2 protein-coding genes are annotated in these 2,619 nt (G+C 60.3%); both read left to right on the top strand.

Annotated features, from left to right (window positions below; translation table 11 throughout):
* The first annotated feature begins 167 nt into the window (after positions 1–167).
* Positions 168–1,301 (top strand): ArsR/SmtB family transcription factor, encoded by a 1,134-nt coding sequence (locus tag WMO66_RS00775; protein WP_349134500.1) that lies wholly within the window; start codon positions 168–170, stop codon positions 1,299–1,301.
* Positions 1,302–1,425: 124 nt separating this feature from the next.
* Positions 1,426–2,415 (top strand): 6-phosphofructokinase, encoded by a 990-nt coding sequence (pfkA, locus tag WMO66_RS00770; protein ID WP_349134499.1) that lies wholly within the window; start codon positions 1,426–1,428, stop codon positions 2,413–2,415.
* Positions 2,416–2,619 lie beyond the last annotated feature (204 nt).

Genomic DNA, 2,619 nt, shown 5'->3' with positions numbered 1-2,619 from the left:
ATAATACTACAAGAATTTATTTTGCAATTCTGAAAGCAGCTTGGCAAAAATCCCGAAGGGACTTTTTTGACAAGCTGACCCGGCATTGCCGGGGGCTCTATGCTTACCGAAATAACTGCCAAGCAGAAAGTTTCGGAGGGAAGAAAAGTGTGAAAGGAGAATGCATCATGAAGCAGATCGTTTTACGCTCCCCTGTAGTGCTGTATGAGACCGTCGAGGCCCTGTATCAGCATGTAAACGGCCTGTCCGTCGAGGGGCGCAAGCGGGATCTGCTCCAGAAATTCGGTTCCAAGCTCACCCGCACGGAGCGGGAGCAGATCGAGCAGAGCTGCGCGCTTGCCGCGAAGGTGGCAGAGGCAGCCTGCACCGGACTGGAGGACGGCCCGGCTCTGGAGACGTTCTTCCGCAAGTGGGAGACGGAGAGCAAGTGGCAGAATACCTGCCTTGCCAAGCTGATGATCTTCAGCTTCCTCGATATCCGCACGACCGATCTGGAGCAGTCGCTGCAGCGCACCCGGCAGTCCGCCGAGGAGCGGCTGAACGGCTCCTATCTCCTGCGGGACATCAATTCCGGCGGCATCACCTTCTATGCGGCGGAGCCGGGGCAGCCGATCCCGCCGCTGTCCGAACAGCTGGACGGTCTGATGATCGAGGAGCAGTACCGCTGGCGGCTTTATAAGCTGCTGACGAACTATTCTGCGATGTTTGACGAGCTTTCCGCCCTTCTGCGCCCTGCCGCGCAGCGGGTGCAGGATATTCTGCCGCGGATCCTGCCGCAGCTGCAGCCGGTCTACGACCACTGGGAGCAGTATTTTGCGAAACACGCCTTTTCGGAGCTGCTGGAGCGATTTACGAACCAGAGCATGCAGCTGGCCGAAATGGACACTTATATCAACCTCAGCCTCGTGGCAGGCGGCGACATGATCTATACCTATGACGAGCTGGCGTGCAGTGACTGCCGTCAGGTCTACCTCGGCGTGCTGCTGCACGAGAACTTCCGCGTCGACCGCCTGCAGATGACGGATGACGGCATCTGCAGTCTGCTCAAACTCGTCGCGGACCGGAGCAAGTTCGAGCTGCTGCGCCGCTGCGCGCGTCAGCCGTCCTACTGCCAGCAGCTTTCCCGGGAAATGGGACTGACGACCGCTACCATCTCGCGCCACATGAGCCTGCTGCTTGAAGCAGGCCTCGTCCGCGCCCGCAAGGGCGAGAGCCGCATTTACTACACCATCGACCGTGAGGCCGTGGCCGCCCTCTGCGACGCCGTATATACGACGCTCCTGCCGGAGCAGCTTCACTGACAGGGTGATCTTTTTGCCGGCTTTTGGACAATCGTAAGAATTTCCCTATTGCGGCTTTTTGAAAAATACGGTAAAATAGGGTCGATAATTCGTGCCGCGTCAGCGGCAGACTGGTGGTAATCATATGAGTGAAACCAAGAAAAATGCAGTGAAGCGCATCGGCGTGCTCACGAGCGGCGGCGACGCCCCCGGTATGAATGCGGCCGTTCGTTCCGTTGTCCGTGCCGCCGTGTACCGCGGCATCGAGGTCGTAGGCATCCGCCGCGGCTGGAACGGCCTGATCAACGGCGACATTGTCCGTCTGGACGAGCGCAGCGTGGCACATATCATCGACCGCGGCGGCACGATCCTCTACACCGCCCGCAGCGAGGAATTCCGCACGGAGGAGGGCCAGAAGAAGGCCGTCAGCACCTGCAAGCTCCTCGGGCTGGACGGCATTGTCGCCATCGGCGGCGACGGCACGTTCCGCGGCGCGCTGGCCCTGTCGAAATACGGCATCTCCGTCGTCGGCCTCCCCGGCACGATCGACAACGACATCGCCTGCACGGATTACTGCATCGGCTTTGACACGGCGGCCAACACGGCCATTGAGTGCATCGATAAGCTGCGCGACACCATGCAATCGCACGAGCGCTGCTCCGTCGTGGAAGTCATGGGCCGCAACGCCGGTCATCTGGCGCTGTATGTCGGCCTTGCCGTCGGCGCGACGGCCGTCCTCGTGCCGGAGAGCAAGGAGAGCTTCGACACCGAGATCATCGAAAAGATCCGCAATGCCCGTCTGAACGGCTTCACGCACTATATGGTCGTCGTTGCGGAGGGCGCAGGCAGCGCCTTCGACGTCGCCAACCGCATCCGCGATGAGATCGCGCTCGATCCGCGCGTGACCGTCCTCGGCCATGTGCAGCGCGGTGGTTCCCCCACGGCCCGCGACCGCGTTATGGCAACGCGTATGGGCTATCGCGCCGTGGAGATCCTTGCGGCGGGCAGCACGAACCGCATCGTCGGCGTACATCAGGGCAAGATCTTCGACATCGACATCGACGAGGCGCTCAGCATGAACAAGGGCCTCGATATGGAAGAATGGGCCGTTCTGGAAGCCATGACGGGCCTTTAAACCGACTGTTGGAAAAGCCTTTCGGCTTTTCCAACAAAAAGATTTCAGTCCGCTGCGCGCACGAATCGCCCGCCAAAAGCGGGCGATTCGCACACTAACGGACTGATTTGTATTTTCTCCGACGTACACGCCGCCGGAGAAAAGGATCCTATTGGATTCGCCGCCTGCGGGCGGCGAACTCTGCGAGGCTTTTCAGGGCGCATG

The sequence above is a fragment of the Faecousia intestinalis genome, assembly GCF_040096185.1.
Lineage (GTDB): Bacteria > Bacillota > Clostridia > Oscillospirales > Oscillospiraceae > JAZOXB01.
The sequence above is the reverse complement of the archived record's forward strand: the minus strand, read 5'-3'. Positions and strand labels throughout refer to the sequence as shown.